The sequence below is a fragment of the Sorangium sp. So ce281 genome (genome assembly GCF_051527395.1).
GTDB lineage: Bacteria > Myxococcota_A > Polyangia > Polyangiales > Polyangiaceae > Sorangium > Sorangium cellulosum_B.
In genome coordinates this window covers 4,716,556-4,732,342 of sequence record NZ_CP150322.1, presented here as the reverse complement: position 1 = coordinate 4,732,342, position 15,787 = coordinate 4,716,556, and the positions used below count along the sequence as shown (strand labels likewise).

The following is a 15,787-nucleotide window of genomic DNA, read 5'->3' as shown; positions in this document are numbered from 1 at the left end:
GCGATCCTGCACACCAGCTCGGCCAGCGTGCCGCCGCGGGTTATTGACGCTGACTTTCATTTACGGCTACGGTCCCGGTCGACGAGATGTCACGATTTGCCCCGTTTCTTGCGCTCCCGCTGGTCTTCAATGTGGGCTGCGGCTCGGAGTCCGCTCCGGACGATCCTCTGGCTGGCATCACGCTGATCGGCGACGACCTCACCGACGTGCCGCTGCGCGACGCTTCTGCGGAGCAGGTAGCGCGGTTCAAGGACGGCGACGCGCTCTTCGATTTCGTCTTTCGCGAGCGCGACGGCCTCGGGCCGCTCTACATCCGCGCGGCGTGCGCCGGCTGTCACGACGGCGCCGCGCGCGGCCCGGGCGCGGTCCAGAAGATGGCGCTCGTCGAGGACGACGGCGTGACGCCGGCGGCGGATCAGGGGGGGCTCCCCTACGGACACACGTTGCGGCCCTACGCCGTCGGGGGGGCGACGACGCTCTCGCAGCCCGAGATCGAGGCGACGATCAAGGTCTCGAAGCGCCTCGGCCCGCCGGTGTTCGGGCGCGGCTACATGGAGGCGGTCGACGACGCCGAGATCGAGCGGGTCGCGACCGAGCAGGCCGCGCGCGGCGACGCCATCCGCGGGCGCATCAACCGCGTGGTGTTCCACTCGAAGCAGAGCGGGGACGCGTCGTTCAACGCCTTCGTCGAGGGCGACGAGAACCTCATCGGCCGCTTCGGGTTCAAGGCGCGCGTCGCCACGCTCGACGACTTCACGGCCGACGCCTACCAGGGCGACATGGGCATCACCTCGCCGCTCCGGCCGGACGAGCTGCCGAACCCCGACGGGCTCACGGACGACGCCAAGCCGGGCGAGGACGTGGTCCTCGACACGGTGAACGCCGTCGCCGACTACATGCGCTTGCTCGAGATCCCGAGGCGCGCGCCCGCGGACGCGCGCGGCCAGGCGCTCTTCGCCGAGGCCGACTGCGCCGCCTGCCATGTCCCCTCGCTGAGGACGCGCGCCGACTACCCGATCGCGCAGCTCGCGGACATCGACGCTCCGGTCTACACGGATTTCCTCCTGCACGACCTCGGCCCTGATCTCGCCGACGGGCTGGCCGACGAGTCGGCCAGCTCCGTCGCCTGGCGGACGGCGCCGCTCATCGGCGTGCGCCACAGCACCTCGTACCTCCACGACGGCCGCGCCAGGACCATCGAGCAGGCCATCTTGCTCCACGACGGCCCCGGCTCGGAGGCCGCCGCTTCGGTCGCCGCGTTCCGCGCGCTCTCCTACGAGGATCGCGGGGCGCTCATCGACTTCGTGCGCTCGCTCTGATCGACGTCCACCGAGGCGCACACGCACCAGTCCACATCGCGCGCTCGCCCCACGCGAGCGGTGACAAGGAGCTCGAAGATCATGCATATCCCCGCCCGCTTGCGGTCCGGTCTGGCCATCGCCGCCGCCGCCCTCTCGCTTCCTGCGTGCGGAAGCGACAACGAGGCGCTGCTCACCGACGCGGAGCACGAGCGGCATGCCGTGTCCGACGTGAAGGCCTTCATCCAGGGCAACATCGACCAGTTCGCCGCCGCCACGGCCGCGCTCCAGGCGGCCGCGCCCGCGCCGGACGCCGACGGATGGAGCGCGACGAGCGACAAGGAGGCCGTCGATGCCATGAAGGCCGAGTGGAAGAAGGCGCGGCACGCCTACGAGAGCATCGAAGGAGCCATCGCGGTCGTCTTCCCGGATCTCGACTACTCGACGGATGCCCGCTACGACGCGTTCATCGAGGTCGAGGCCGACGACAACCTCTTCGACGGTGAGGGGGTGACCGGCGTGCACGCCATCGAGCGCATCCTCTGGGCCGACGCGATCCCGGAGCCCGTCCTCGCCTTCGAGTCTGAGCTCGATAACTACAGCGAGGCTGCCTTCCCTGCCACCGAGGCCGAGGCCGCGTCGTTCAAGGACGAGCTCTGCGCGCGCCTCGCGGCCGACGCGGCGAAGATGCAATCGGATTTCGGCGCGCTCGCGCTCGACGCGCCGTCCGCCTACCGCGGGGTCATCGCCTCGATCGCCGAGCAGGTGGAGAAGACGAGCAAGGCGGCGACCGGGGAGGAGGAGTCGCGCTACGCCCAGTACACGCTCGCCGACATGCGCGCGAACGTCGCGGCCGGCGTGGCGACCTACGAGGCCTTCCGGCCGTGGATCCTGACCAAGGGCGCCGAAGGCGCGGAGGTCGACACGGCGGTGCGCGACGGCTTCGAGCGGCTGTCGAGCGCGTACGACGCGATCGCGGGCGACGCGCTGCCGCCGCTTCCGGAGGGGTGGAGCGAGGCGGAGCCGACCGAAGAGCAGCTCGCGACGCCGTTCGGGAAGCTGTTCTCGCTCGTGGAGCACGAGAGCGACGACGCGACCCCGGGCACGCTCGCCAGCGACATGACGAGGTCCGCCGATCTGCTCCGGATCAAGACGCTCCCGTAGAGCGGGGCCCATCGAAGCAGCGCCCCGCTCTAACGCGGCGCGCGCGGCGCGCTCGGCCGCGTCAGCCGCCGGCGTTCCACCGCACGAGCACGCACGTGACGTTGTCGGGGCCGCCGTGCTGGTTGGCGCGGTCGATGAGGGACCGCGCCGTCGCGGCGAGGTCGCTCTCCTGCGCGAGCAGCTCGGCGATCTCCAGCTCGGAGACCGGGCCCGAGAGCCCGTCCGAGCAGATCAGCAGGAGATCTCCGGCCTCGGGCCGCTCGACGCGCGTGGCCACGTCGACCGTCTTCCCCATCCCGAGCGCGCGCGTCACGACGTTGCGGGCGAGCAGCGGATCCACATCGTCAGGCAGCTGCTCGCCGGTGTTCAGGTGCTCGTTCCAGAGCGAGTGATCCTCGGTGAGCCGCTCGAGCCGGCGCTTTCGGTAGCGGTAGACCCGGCTGTCGCCGACGTGCGCGATGCACGCCGAGCTCCCGTCGACGTAGACGCCCGCGAACGTCGTCCCCATGCCGTAGCAGAGCGGGTCGCGCTGCCCGACCTCGAAGATGCGCTCGTTGGCGCGCCAGATGGACGAGACCAGGCGCAGCTCGAGGGGCGTCACCTCCTCGTCGTACCCCGTCGGCTGGGTGATCTCGCCCTCGCCGTCCTTGCAGCACGAGCGCACGATGTCGACCGCCATCCGTGACGCGACCTCCCCACCGGCGGCGCCGCCGATGCCGTCCGCGACGACGAAGAGGCCGAGATCCAGATCGACCGCGAAGCTGTCCTCGTTGTGCTCGCGCTGGTGGCCAACGTGGCTGTCACCGGCGGCTTCGATGTGGAGCGGGGGGTTCACAGAGCTTCCTCGTCGGCGGGAGGCGTGTCGTGCCGGGAGCATCCAGCGGCGGGACGCCTCGCGCAAGTCAGGAAGGAGCTCAATTCGAGTGAAGAGCGCCGGCCTGCTCGGGTTACGCACGTGACGCGCGTGACGCGCGTCACGTGCGCAGCGCGGCGGTCGCTGGCGACTGGAGAGGCGGATGGGCGCCGTGCGGCTCGCTGCGCTGCCCGGCAGGGGGCGGGACGCTGGCCGTGAGGGCCTCGAAGCGGCCGCTCTTCCAGGTCACGAGGCCCCCCGAGAGGCGCGCGGCGCTGCCCGCCACCGGCTCGGACCTCAGCCAGACCAGGGGGCGCGCGGCGAAGATCGGCTTGGTGCAGGCCACGTCCTCGAAGGCGGCGGACCACGAGCCGGTGTTGCCGAAGAACAGCCCGCCCTCCCAGGTGCCCTCGGGCGTGTGCGTGTGGCCGAAGACGACCGCTCTGGCGCGATGGGCGCGGGCGACGTGGCGCGCGGCGCGACTGACGCGCTGCCACGTCGCGTCGAGCGGGAGCTTCGGCACGAGGCGCTCGTAGACGATGAGCGCCGCCGGCGCGACGAGCGCCGCCGGCGCGAGCCAGAGCGGAGCGAGCAGCAGCCACACGAGCGCCACCGCGACCGCGAGCAGCGCCAGCGCGGCCCGGTCGAGCCACAGCTCGCGCGCGACGAGCCCCAGCCGATCCTCGGCCGGGGGCGCGAACAGGCGGGCGTGACGGGCCACGGCGCGGAGCGGGGCGCCCGTCTCCTGCGCCGCGGCGGCGAGGCACTCGCGCAGGCGAGCGCGCCGCTCCGGCTCGCGCCGGCGCACGAGCTCGAGGAGCGTGCGGAGCGCGCCGAGCGCCCACGCCCCCGCGAGCGAGCGGCTGGAGAACATGTAGTAACGCGCCCAGTGCGCGAAGTACCCGAACGCGGACAGCATGAACGAGGCGTCCACGTGCGGGTTGAAGTAGCCCATCCGCGACACGAGCAGCCGGCACACGAGCGAGCCCATGGTGGGCTGGATCTCGCCCGGTTTACGCCCGAACGGGACCATCGGATAGCGGTAGCTGCAATACGCGTCGTACTGGTTGCCGTGCTCCACGATGATGCCGTCGGGCGTCTTGTGGAACCACGCGCGAAACACGACGCGCGCGCCCAGCGTCGCGCGCGGGGCGCTGGAGGGCGGCGCGTCGCTCTGCGCGGCGAGCGCCGCATCGACGACGCGGGCCCGGACCAGGTCGCGCACCTCGGGCAACGTGAGCTGGACGTCGTGGTTGCCGGAGATGAACACGACGGTGTGCCCGTCCGCGACGACGCGACCGAGCGCCTCGATGAACACAGGGTGGTCCGCGAGGATCGCCTCCATCGCCGGGACCGCGTGCTCCGCGCTGCGGGGGAGATCGTGAAAGACGCTCTGCTGGTCGATCACGCGCGGCGCATCGAAGTCGAACACATCGCCGTTGAGCACGAGCGTGAGCTCATCGCGCCCCGCGCCGCGCGCCGTGCCCTGCCTCATCTCGTCCCGGAGCGCGTCCAGCATCGCCGCGACCTCGCTGTCGGGGGAGTAAGGAGCCTGACGGTAGCGCATCCACAGGCCGTCACCCGGCTCGAGCTCGCAAAGATGGATATCTGAGATCGCCACCGTATGGAGCATTCGATAAGGTGACACACGCGCCCGTCCACGGCCGTCAGGGAACGGTCACGGCCTGGGGTCGGGTGATGGCGGAGGCGCATGCGGGCGCGGCGCAGCGTGACGTGCCGCGGCGCTGCGATCGCCCCGAACTGCGAGGTATTGACGTCTGCGCGTCTGGGCGGCTGTCGGGATTTGTGGTGTCTTGGGCGTTGTGTCGCTCGTGGTCGTGGTCGTTGCACCACGCCGCCGCCGCTTGCTCGCTAGGGCTTTCCCTTGCGCTTGACGATCACGAACTGCACGCGGCGGTTCTTCTGGCGCCCTGTCTTGACGCGGTTGTCCCCGAGCGGCTGCTCGAAGCCGTAGCCCTTGGCGACGAGCTTCTCCCGGGGCACCCCGGCGGACACGAGCCACGAGAGGACCGCGTCCGCGCGCTGCTGCGACAGGTGGAGGTTGTACTCCTCGGTCCCGTTGTCGTCGGTGTGGCCTTGCACCTCGACGAGCTCGATGTCCGGGTTCTGCTGGATGGCGTCGCGCACCTCGTACAGGATCTCGTCGGAGATGGGATCGACCGTCTCGGCGCGCGACTTGCCGTAGACGACGAACTGCACCGGCTTGGACGTCCTGATCTCGTCGGCGTTGACGCGAACGAACCTGGGGCAGCCGTTCTGTCGTGGATCAGGGTCGGAGGGCCCCCGCTCGTTCGGGCAGGCGTCCGCGGCGCCGCGCACGCCGTCTCCATCCGGATCGTCCGGGCAGCCGTTCTGCTTCGGGTCCCGGTTCGCCGGCCCCTTGACCCTGGGGCAGGCGTCCGAGGCGTCGGCGATGCCGTCGCCGTCCGCGTCGCCAGGGCAGCCGACCTTCTTCGGGTCGTCGCTCGCCCCGCCGCGCACGCTGGGGCAGGCGTCGATGCCGTCGTGGAAGCCGTCGTCGTCCGAGTCCTCGGGGCAGCCGTTCTCCGTGGCGTCGGCGCTGCGGGCTCCCGGGGTGTTCGGGCACGCGTCGTCGATGTCGAGCACCGTGTCCCCGTCGCGATCCGCCGGAGGACATCCGTCCTTCGCGCGATCGGGCGAAGGATCGCCCTTCACGTCAGGGCAGGCGTCGATGTCGTCGTTGATGCCGTCGTCGTCCTTGTCGCCCGCGACGGCGGCGGCCTGGGCGCGATCCGGGGCCGGCTTCGGGAGCGGCGTCCAGCCGACCATGCCGACCGCGCGGACCGGCGGTGTGCCGATGGCGCTCGTGAGGCCCGGGCCGACCGCGGCGCCGAGCGTGAGGCCGTCGAGGACGCGCAGCTTGGCGCCGAAGAGCAGCTCGGCGTTGACGCTGGCCCCGTCGCGCTGCACCGGCGTGCTCGAGAGCAGGACCTCGTCGCCGAGCGGCGCGCCGCCGTACGCCTCGGCGCCGAGCTGGAGGAGATCGTCGGCGATCAGGAGCCCCGCGGCGCCACCGAACGTGAACAGCTGCGGCCGGTTGGGGCCGCCCCCGAGCTCGACGCCGCCGCTCGCGCTCCACAGGAAGCCGAGCGACGCGCCCGCCGAGCCGACGCGCCCGCCGAGGCTCGCGTGGACGGCGCCGCGGGTCTCCGCGTCGCCGGTGTACTGCGCCGGCGAGCCGGTGGGCGCGAACAGGTAGCCGCCGATCCCGAGCTGGAACGGGCCTGCGTCTTCCCCGAGCACGCGGAAGCGCGCGCCGAAGCGGAGGTCGCCGAGCTCGGGCGCCGTCAGCTCGGTGAACTCGACGCCGGGGATGCCTGGGTCGTGGCCGCCCTGCGCGACGGCGAGCGGCGCGTCGATCGAGAGCAGCAGGCGATCCCACAGCGCGAGCGAGGCGTCGAGGCGGAGGAACGTCTGCGAGGAGACGAGGTCGACGGGGGTGTCGCCGCTGGTGTGGATGGGGCGGTGGGCGTAATCCAGCATCACGTAGGCGCGCGGCGCGAGGTGGCCGGGAGCGGCCGGAGAGGGCACGCCAAAGAAGGCGTCTCCAGCGGGCGCCGGCTCGAACCGGTCGAGGGAGAACCCACCGGTGGATTGACCGCGCGAGGCGCCGGCGAGCGTCATGAGGACGGCCGTGGACGCGACCGCTGCGACGGAGGAAGACCTCATCGGCCGGGCACGATAGCGGGGGCGCGTGGCGGGGGGCAACATCCGCATTTCTTCCCTGACCGCGGCGATCCTGGGCGAGGTCCAGGAGGCGGCCTGCGACCCGCTCGCGCCGCGTTCGACGTGGTCACTGTCCTGGCGACAGGACGACGGTGCGCAGAGGGCGCGCCGCGCCAGGGACGATCAACGACGATGGGATGGCCGAGCGCGGCGCGTCACGGACAGTCGCCGAAGGCGCTGTTGGGTACGACGCTGCGCGTGATATCCGCCGTGACGGTGGGGATGTCCTGTGTCCAGACGTGATCCGTGGGAGCCGCGTCGCAAGTCCCATTCTGGGAAAGGTCCACGTACCAGTGCATCTTGTACGCTTTGTCGCCGGGTATCTGCCCCGTCACACTGAACGTGCCGTCGGCCTCGATCGCGTCCGACGCGCTCAGCGCCGGCGCGGCATCGCCGGCAGCGACGATGGCCACGTAGACCATGTCACCAGCGGTGTAGGCGGGAACATAACCGGTGCCGCGGAGGGTGAAATTGAAGCTCTCGCCCGACGTGCCGCCAGCGCCGCTGGAGCCGCCTGCTCCCGCGCCGCCTGAGCCGCCCGCGCCGCCTGAGCCGCCCGCGCCGCCTGAGCCGCCCGCGCCGCCCGTTCCCGCACCGCCGGCGCCGCCTGTTCCCGAGCCGCCCGAGCCGCCCGCGCCCTCGCCGCCAGCGCCGCCCGTCCCTGCGCTGCTCGTGCCGCCCTCACCCGTGGTGGTGGTCGTCGTCGAGCTCGAGGTCGTCGCGTCCCCCGTGGCGTCGTCACCTCCGCATCCCGCGCCCGTACCGGCGATGACGAGTGCGCCCATCGCCATCCACACCGCGATCCACCGAGATGCCTGCATGAGGGTCCTCCTTGAAGCTCCGTTATGGCGGGGCGCATCTTCGTGCGCCGCGGGCTCATCCGCGTCGTTCGGCTCGTTGAGGCGTACTCTCGTACGCCTCACTCGCCTGCCTGGCGGCTGAGCCCGTATCACACGAATCTGCACCTCGCTATCCAAGATTGACGATATCGGACGGCTGCGTCGGCGAGGAGCCGTCGCGCTCGCCGGGCGTAGCTCTCAGGTGATCGCCAGAGCCCAGTTTCCGCGGCGTGGATTCATGCTGCCCGTCGCGGTTGCAGCCGGCCTCGCCGCCGGAGCACGGCGGCGAGGAGCAGCAGCATCCCCCACGCTTCCCGGGGCATCGGCGCACGTCCCATGCGGCAGTCGCAGCCGCCTTGGAAATCAGGCGACGTCGCGCCGCCGCTGGTCGCAGTCGTCGTCGCGGCCTCACCGCCGGCGCCGCCCATGCCGCCGGCGCCGCCCGCCCCGCCGGCCCCTCCGCCGCCGCCGCTGCCTGTCGGATCCGGCGGCTCGCAGGCGTCACCCTGGCCGTCCTCGTCGGTGTCGGTCTGTTCGGGGTTCGCCAGGCTCGGGCAGTTGTCGGCGTCGGTCACCACCCCGTCGCCGTCGGGATCGCAGGCGTCGCCGAGATCATCGCCGTTCGCGTCTTCCTGCCCGGCGTTCGCCAGGCTCGGGCAGTTGTCGCAGACGTCGCCGCGGCGGTCGGCGTCGGCGTCTGCCTGATCGGCATTCACGAGCTGCGGGCAATTGTCGTCCGCGTCAGGTATCGAGTCGCCGTCGGCGTCGTCATCGCAGGGATCGCCGAGGCCGTCGCCGTCGATGTCGGCCTGCGGCTCGCCCGGCGCAGGCGGCGGGTTCGCCGCGAAATCGCAGTTGTCGTCCTCGTTGATCACCCCGTCGGCGTCCGGATCGCCGTCTGGATCGCACGCGTCGCCGGTGCCGTCGCCGTCGGCGTCTTGCTGCCCGGCGTTCGCCAGGCTCGGGCAGTTGTCGTCGACGTCGAGCGTGCCGTCGTTGTCCGAGTCGCCGTCGCACACGTCGCCCTTGCCGTCGCCATCGGTGTCGACCTGCGGCTCGCCCGGCGCGGGCGGCGGGTTCGCCATGAGGCGGCAGTTGTCGTCGCCGTCGAGCACGCCATCGTCGTCCGAGTCGGTGTCCCGGTAATCCGGGGTCCCATCGCCGTCTGTGTCGGTCGCCGGCGTGTTCAGCAGAGCATCCCCGGCCTCTTCGGCATCGAGCACCTCGTCGCCGTCGCTGTCGGGGTCCACGGCGTCGATGAATGCGTCCTCGTCGGTGTTATTGGTCGGATCGGCAGGATTGTCGCGGTTCAACACCTCCTCGAAGTCCCCGATGGTGTCGCCGTCGGAGTCGACGCTCGTCGGGTCGGTCCGGAGCGCCGCCTCCTCTGCATCCGTGAGGTGGTCGTTGTCGTCGTCGTCGTCGCAGACGTCCCCGTCGCTATCGCCGTCGGTATCGAGCTGGTTGGTGTTGATGTCGTATCCGCAGTTGTCATCTGCGTCGAGGACGCGATCGTTGTCGTCGTCATCGTCGCACTCGTCACCGAGCGCGTCTTCGGGCCCGTTCTTCGGGTTGTTCTCCTGCCCCGGGTTCGGGGTGGTGCGGCAGTTGTCGCCCCCGTCCGGCACCCCGTCCGCGTCGTCGTCGTTGTCGCACGCGTCGCCCAGCGCGTCGCCCCCGGCGAGGCTCAGGTCGGTGTTGATCTGCGTGCTGTTCGGCGCGAACTGGCAGTTGTCCGCGGCGTCGAGCACGCCGTCGGCGTCGTCGTCGTCGTCGCACGCGTCGCCCAGCGCATCGCCGCCTGCAAGGTTCAGATCCGTGTTGGCCTGGGCGCTGTTCGGCTCGGTCGGGCAGTTGTCGTTCACGTCGGGCACGCCGTCGGCGTCGTCGTCGTCATCGCAGGCGTCGCCGAACCCGTCGCCGTCGGTCAGGTCCTCGTCCGTGTTCGTCTGATCCAGGTTGCGTTGGAGCGGACAGTTGTCGGTGGCGTCGGGCACGCCGTCGGCGTCGTCGTCGTTGTCGCACGCGTCGCCCTGCGTGTCGCCGCCGGGCAGGTTCCGGTCCGTGTTGCGCTGGCTCGTGTTCGGCTCGGTCGGGCAGTTGTCGGATGCGTCGAGCACGCCGTCGGCGTCGTCGTCGTCGTCGCACGCGTCGCCCTGCGTGTCGCCGGTGGCGGCGTCGGTGTTCGTCTGGTTCGCGTTCGGCACGTCCGGGCAGTTGTCGCAGGAGTCGCCTCTCTGGTCCCCGTCGCTGTCGCCCTGGTTGTTCGTGTCGTTCGGCCCGTTCGGCGTCGAGGGGCAAATGTCGCAGACGTTGCCGACCCCATCGTGATCCTCGTCGATCTGGCTGACGTTGGCGACGCTGGGGCAATTGTCGCAGGCGTTGCCGAGGCCGTCGCCGTCGCCGTCGATCTGATCCGTGTTGGCGACCTCGGGGCAGTTGTCGCAAGCGTTGCCGACGTCGTCCCCGTCGCCGTCGGCCTGGTTCGCGGTGATGAGGCGCGGGCAGTTGTCGCACGCGTCGCCGAAGCCATCGCCGTCGGTGTCGACCTGGGTCAGCGTCGCCACGTACGGGCAGAGATCACACGCGTTTCCGAAGGGATCGCCGTCCTCGTTCTGCTGATCGTTCGGGCGTCCCAGGCAGTTGTCGCACGCATCGCCGACCCCGTCGCGATCGTCGTCGACCTGGTCGTCGTTGGGCGCGCCAGCGCAGTTGTCGCACGCGTCGCCGACCGTGTCGCCGTCCCTGTTCGCCTGGTCCGCGTTCGCTCGCTCTCGGCAGTTGTCGCACGCGTCGCCGATCCCGTCGTGGTCCGCGTCTTCCTGACCGCTGTTGGGCGTGCCAGGACAGTTGTCGCACGTGTCGCCGACCCCGTCGCTGTCGCCGTCATCCTGGTTCGTGGTCGGCGTGGTTCGGCAGTTGTCGCACGCGTCGCCGATCCCGTCGGCATCGCTGTCAGCTTGGTTGGTGTTGGGCGCGTCCGGGCAGTTGTCGCAAACGTCGCCGAAGAGGTCTCCGTCCCTGTTGAGTTGATCGGTATTCGGGTCGTCCGCGCAGATGTCGCAGGCATCTCCTATGCCGTCGTTGTCCCTGTCGCGCTGATCGTTGTTGTAGGCTCCGGGACAATTGTCGCAGGCGTCGCCGAAGTTGTCGCCGTCGTCGTTGCGTTGATTGTTATTGGGGACGTTGAGGCAGTTGTCTGAACGAGCGCCGAAGTCGTTGATGCCGTCGCTGTCGTTGTCATCGTCACAGCTGTTTCCAATCCCGTCGCCGTCGCTGTCGAGCTGGTCTTCGTTGCTGGACGTGTCGCAGTTGTCGCAGACGTTCGGCACGCCATCGCGGTCGGTGTCGACGTCCGGATCCGCGGCCATCGGCGTGGGTATCGTCGGACACTTGTCGGCGGTGTCCGGTGTCCCATCGTTGTCGTCGTCGAGGTCTGTGTCGTCCAGGGTGCCGTCGTCGTCGTCGTCGTTGTCGCAAGCATCGCCCAGACCGTCGTCGTCGCCGTCATACTGGCTCGGGTTGCTGACCCCTGGACAGTTGTCGAGCGCGTTCGCGACCTGATCGTTGTCCGTGTCCCACAGCGTCGCGCTCGCCGGCCGTGGCGCGAGCGCCACGAGCGCGAGCAGGCCCGCGAGCAGCGGCACGATCCCGCGTCGCGCGGCGCCGGTGTGCGCGAGGTGGCGGGACATCCAGGGCAAGGCGGGGAAAGTCATCGCGGCTCCTCCAGACAGATCGCGCCGTACGCGACAGCGCCCCCGTAAGCCTACCCAGTTTCGCCCGCCTCCTGGGGAGGTTTTCCTCGGCCGCGCGCTCGATCGAGCGGCGATCGCCCGCCGCCGCGTCCCCGTGTCGGAGGACACGTCGGAGGAGCCCCCCGCCGCTCTCGACGCGCCGCCTCACTGTTCGGCCGCGGGCCGCCTTCTGTTAGGATGGCCCAGATCCGCCCTCTCACGTCGCGCGCGCCGCGCCGACCACGGAACGACCCTTGCGAAACCACCGCGTGCTGCGACTCGGCTTCAGGCTGCGAACGGCTGCGCTGCTCTCTGCGTGCGCCATTCTCCCCCAGGTCCTTGGCTGCTCCGACGAGGGCGCCTCGCGCCGCTCCCCCCCGCCCGGCCCCGGGTCGCCTCAGGCGGCGCCGCCCGGAGCGCGCGCCCGCATCGCCGCGATCCGCGCGCGCTTCGCCGACGTCCTCGCCTCCAGCCCCGTCAAGATCGTCGCGGCGACTCCGGCCGGCGCCCTGCGCGCGGCAGCCCCGGAGGCCGCCGCGGCGTCCGTCGAGCTCCCGGCGCGCGCCGCCGGTCCGGTGCGCCTCGCCGACGGCGCGTCTCGCGTCTCGATCGCCTTCTCCCTCGTCGACGCCGCCGACGTGCCTGCGGCGGTCGACAGCGGCCTCGTCCTCTACGCAGGCGCGCTGCGCGCCGAAGGTGGCGGCGCCCGCGACGTCCTGCACCGCGTCCTCCCGAACGGCACCGAGGACTTCGTCGTCTTCGAGCAGGAGCCGGCGCGCAAGGAGCTCCGCTACCGGGTCGACGTCACCGCCGTCTCGGGCCTCCGCCTCGTGGAGCGCACGCTCGAGTTCCTCGACGCCGGCGGCTCGCCCCGCCTGCGCGTCGCGCCCCCCTACCTCGTCGACGCGACCGGCGCGCGCGTTCCGGCCTCGCTCTCCGTCGAGGGCTGCGCCGTCGACACGAGCCCTCGCGCTCCGTGGGGCCGGCCGGTCACCCCGCCGGGCGCGACGGCGTGCACGGTGATCGTCGGATGGCAGCCCGCCGGCGTCCGGTACCCGGCGCTCGTCGACCCGCAGTGGATCGCCACGACGAACCAGATGATCACGCCGCGCGCCCTTCACACCGCCACCGTGATCGACCCGGCGAACCCTGCGAGCCCCGTGCTCTTCGCGGGCGGGTTCGACGCGTCCGGGGACGCGCTGGCGACGACGGAGCTGTACTTCCCGCTCGACCGCACGTTCGCGAGCACCGGCGCGATGAACGTCGCGCGCGGCGCGCACACCGCCACGGCAGTCACGAAGCTCGCCCCGGCGGCGCCGTCGGATCCTGCGCCTCCGCCGCCGGCGGTCGTCGTCGTGGGCGGCAGCAGCCAGCGCACCAGCGGCACGCCGGTCGCTGCCGTCGAGGTCTACAACCCGGCCACCGGCCAGTTCGTCAGGGACGCGGGGGCCTCGCTGGGCCGGTTCAATCACTCGGCCACCCTCCTCGATCCAGGCGTGGTCCTGGTCGCAGGCGGCCTCGCGGATCCGCTCAACCAGCCCACGAGCTCCGCTTCCCTCTACACCTTCAGCGCCTTCGGACCGAACGGCGGCGCGCCCGTCACGAGCACGCTCGCCTCCGTGGGCAGCATGGCGACCTCGCGCCACGCCCACACGGCGGTCCGCCTGAAGACGGGGAATGTGCTCGTCGCAGGCGGCTTCGTCCTCTCGGGCGCGGCGCTCACCTCGGCCGAGATCTTCCACGAGGACGAGGGCGTCTTCCGGCCGATCGCCGTCCTCTCCCCCTCCGCGACCCCGATGACGGCGCAGATGAGCGCCCTCCGCGGCTTCCACACGGCGACGCTCATCGACCCTGCGGAGGCGCTGGGCGGTCAGGCGGCGACGACGCTCGATTCGGGCGAGGTGATCCTCGTCGGAGGCACCACCCGGGTCTCTGGCGGCGCCTACGTCCGCACCGTCGACATCTACCACGACGGCGTGGCCGATCCGACGAAGCGGGGCTTCGAGCTCCAGCCGACGCCGATCTCCATGGCGAACGCGCGCGCCAACCACACGGCGAGCCTGCTGCCCACCGGCGGCGTCCTCATCGCCGGCGGGTTCGACGGCACGACCTCGCTCTCGAGCGCCGCCATCTACGATCCGCTGACCAGGAAGTTCAGCGCCCTCAGCCTGCCGGCCGGTTCGCTTGCACTGGAGGCTCGCCGGGAGCACGCCGCCGTCGTCGTCAACGCCGGCACCGACCGCGTCGCAGGCCGGGCGGTGCTCGTCGCGGGCGGCATCGGGGCCACGAACGCGCAGGTGCTCGCCAGCGCGCAGCTGCTCATCAAGGCGAACGGCGAGCCGTGTGCGCACGATCAGGAGTGTGCATCAGGGCATTGCTCCGATACGGAGAACGTCTGCTGCAACGAGGCGTGCGACCAGGAGTGCTTCTCGTGCACGGCGTCGGGCAAGGGGACGGGCAGCGATGGCACCTGTGGTCCTGCGAAGCTCGACACGGAGCTCCCCGTCGTTTGCGTCAACCAGATCGAAGTGCACAACCGCTGCGATGGCCAGGGGCGCGCGCTCGCTCATGAATCCACGAAGGACTGCAAGCCCGGCCGCTGCGGCAGCAACAACAGGTGCATCCTCTATTGCCTGGACGACTGCGGTTGCGACGAGAGCGGTTGGTGCGACGTCGGCGTCGGCGATCCGGACGCCTGTGGTGAGGCCGGCGGCGCCGGAGGTGCATCGTCCGGAACGGGTGGTGGTGGCGCGGGCGGCGCGTCCACCGGCGCGGGTGCAGGCGGCGCAGGCGGCGCGTCCGCTGGAGCAGGTGGCGCGGGTGCAGGCGGCGCGTCCGCTGGATCGGGTGGCGCGGGCGGTGCCTCCGCCGGATCGGGTGGCGCGGGCGCAGGCGGCGCATCCGCTGGATCGGGTGGCGCTGGTGCCGGCGGTGTAGGCGGCGCGTCCGCTGGATCGGGTGGCGCTGGTGCCAGCGGCGCCGCCGTTGGATCGGGTGGCGCTGGTGCCGGCGGCGCAGCCGCTGGAGGCAGCGGAGGTGCAGGTGGCGCAGGCGGAGCGTCCGCCGGATCGGGTGGCGCGCCGCCCGGGTCGGGTCTGTGTCTCGATCGACTCGCCAACGGCGCCGAGTGCGCTCGCGATCGCCAGTGCGTCTCGGGTCACTGCGTCGACGGATTCTGCTGCGATTTCGCGTGCGATGGCCAGTGTCAGGCATGCGACGTGGTGAACAACGTCGGCAGGTGCACGAACGTCGGGACGCCTGTCGACCACGAAGCGCCGCACCCCAACGAGGGCGGCACCTTCCGGCGCGAGGCCTGCCCCGGTGACGGCGCGTGTGCCGGCTACTGCGGCGGCGCCACCGACGCCAAGTGCATGTTCCCTGTGGAAGGGGCGGTCGCGAGGACCTTCACGTGCTCCTGCCCAGACGAGGGCTGCATCGTGGGTCCCGCGACGCTCACGCGCTTCTTCTGCACAGGAGACGGCGGCGAGAAGGAGCCGGAGGTCGAGCGCTGCGGCGGGTTCAAGTGCGCGGACGAGACCGCCTGCAAGACCTCCTGCGCCTCCGACGACGACTGCATCCAGGACTTCGTCTGCCTCGACGGCGTCTGCGCCGACCTCGAGGAGATCGGACCGAGCTGCGACGGCGAGCACACGCTCCGGTCCCCGGGCGCCGACACGGACTGCACCCCGTACAGCTGCCCGCCGGGCGGAAGCGCCTGCGCCTCACCGTGCAGATCGGTGGCCGACTGCGTCGATGGCATGGTGTGCAACCTCGAGAACCAGTGCGTCCCGCAGATCGATCCGTCGGAGGTCCCGTCCTGCTCCTGCGGCGTCGTCGGCGCCCCCGCCGAGCGCAACGCAGCGCGCCTCTCCGTCCTCCTCGGCGTCGCCGCGGCGCTGGCCGGGCTTCGCCGCCGGCGGCGCGCGCTCTAGAGCGGCGGTCACCCGCTTCGGATACGGGCCCACCTCGACGTTTTCGGTGCTCAGCGCACCGGAGTGCGCTTCCGCGCCGAAAACGCCGATCTGGGCCCGTCTCCTGTGCGGGTGACCGCCGCTCTGCATGGTGCAGAGGTGGGCGGAAACCGCTGTAGACGATCGAGACGCATGCAACGCCTCGCGGCCGCGCACCGGC

At 71.5% G+C, this 15,787-nt stretch carries 8 protein-coding genes; 3 read left to right on the top strand and 5 right to left on the bottom strand.

Annotation, left to right across the window (positions count from 1 at the left end):
- The first annotated feature begins 86 nt into the window (after positions 1 to 86).
- Positions 87 to 1,319 carry a di-heme oxidoredictase family protein gene (locus tag WMF27_RS17845; protein WP_437767676.1) on the top strand — a complete coding sequence of 411 codons (1,233 nt, stop codon included), beginning with the start codon at positions 87 to 89 and terminating at the stop codon, positions 1,317 to 1,319.
- A gap of 81 nt (positions 1,320 to 1,400) precedes the next feature.
- Positions 1,401 to 2,462, top strand: a complete 1,062-nt coding sequence (locus tag WMF27_RS17840; RefSeq protein ID WP_437767677.1) for an EfeM/EfeO family lipoprotein — start codon at positions 1,401 to 1,403, stop codon at positions 2,460 to 2,462.
- A 61-nt stretch (positions 2,463 to 2,523) separates the two neighbouring features.
- Here the strand turns inward: WMF27_RS17840 and WMF27_RS17835 are convergent, their stop codons facing one another.
- The 5 genes from WMF27_RS17835 to WMF27_RS17815 form a co-directional block, all read right to left on the bottom strand.
- Positions 2,524 to 3,297: a PP2C family protein-serine/threonine phosphatase gene (locus WMF27_RS17835; protein WP_437767678.1), complete on the bottom strand. Its 774-nt coding sequence runs from the start codon at positions 3,295 to 3,297 to the stop codon at positions 2,524 to 2,526.
- Between the two features lie 139 nt (positions 3,298 to 3,436).
- Positions 3,437 to 4,936, bottom strand: coding sequence for a hypothetical protein (locus WMF27_RS17830; RefSeq protein WP_437767679.1), 1,500 nt, complete (start codon positions 4,934 to 4,936; stop codon positions 3,437 to 3,439).
- A gap of 251 nt (positions 4,937 to 5,187) precedes the next feature.
- Positions 5,188 to 7,026: an OmpA family protein gene (locus tag WMF27_RS17825; protein WP_437767680.1), complete on the bottom strand. Its 1,839-nt coding sequence runs from the start codon at positions 7,024 to 7,026 to the stop codon at positions 5,188 to 5,190.
- Positions 7,027 to 7,238: 212 nt separating this feature from the next.
- Positions 7,239 to 7,904: a hypothetical protein gene (locus tag WMF27_RS17820; protein WP_437767681.1), complete on the bottom strand. Its 666-nt coding sequence runs from the start codon at positions 7,902 to 7,904 to the stop codon at positions 7,239 to 7,241.
- Between the two features lie 254 nt (positions 7,905 to 8,158).
- Positions 8,159 to 11,638 (bottom strand): thrombospondin type 3 repeat-containing protein, encoded by a 3,480-nt coding sequence (locus WMF27_RS17815; protein WP_437767682.1) that lies wholly within the window; start codon positions 11,636 to 11,638, stop codon positions 8,159 to 8,161.
- Between the two features lie 272 nt (positions 11,639 to 11,910).
- Between WMF27_RS17815 and WMF27_RS17810 the strand changes: the two genes are divergently transcribed.
- A complete protein-coding gene (locus WMF27_RS17810) occupies positions 11,911 to 15,588 on the top strand; it encodes a Kelch repeat-containing protein (RefSeq protein WP_437767683.1) in 3,678 nt (1,225 codons plus the stop codon).
- Positions 15,589 to 15,787: the final 199 nt, after the last annotated feature.